This is a genomic window from Brevibacterium sp. SIMBA_078 (assembly GCF_046534565.1).
GTDB lineage: Bacteria > Actinomycetota > Actinomycetes > Actinomycetales > Brevibacteriaceae > Brevibacterium.
The window spans coordinates 1-247 of record NZ_JAWRYQ010000455.1 but is presented as its reverse complement, the minus strand read 5'-3'; the positions used below and the strand labels follow the sequence as shown (position 1 = coordinate 247).

Annotated in this window: 1 protein-coding gene; it reads right to left on the bottom strand. The window is 37.7% G+C overall.

The annotated features are described in order from the left end of the window. Positions 1-247, bottom strand: a 247-nt coding sequence (locus SB749_RS20395; protein ID WP_410711913.1) for an aminotransferase class I/II-fold pyridoxal phosphate-dependent enzyme, incomplete at both ends; no start/stop codon positions are given.

The following is a 247-nucleotide window of genomic DNA, read 5'->3' as shown; positions in this document are numbered from 1 at the left end:
CCATTAAGGCAATTTTGTGTTCATTGGCTAAACGTTTAAATAAAGCAATATTAGCGTTTAATTTTGCACGCTTGTGGTTAGCATCACGTATGGTTTTAATTCTTGATAATGTATGCAAAGCAATGAATGGCGACATTGCAGTCGAATAAGTGTAATCGCGGTTAAACTGCAACATGTAATCAATAAATTCACTTGAACCTAATACACACGCCCCGCTACTTGCTACCGCTTTACCAAAGGTGATCAC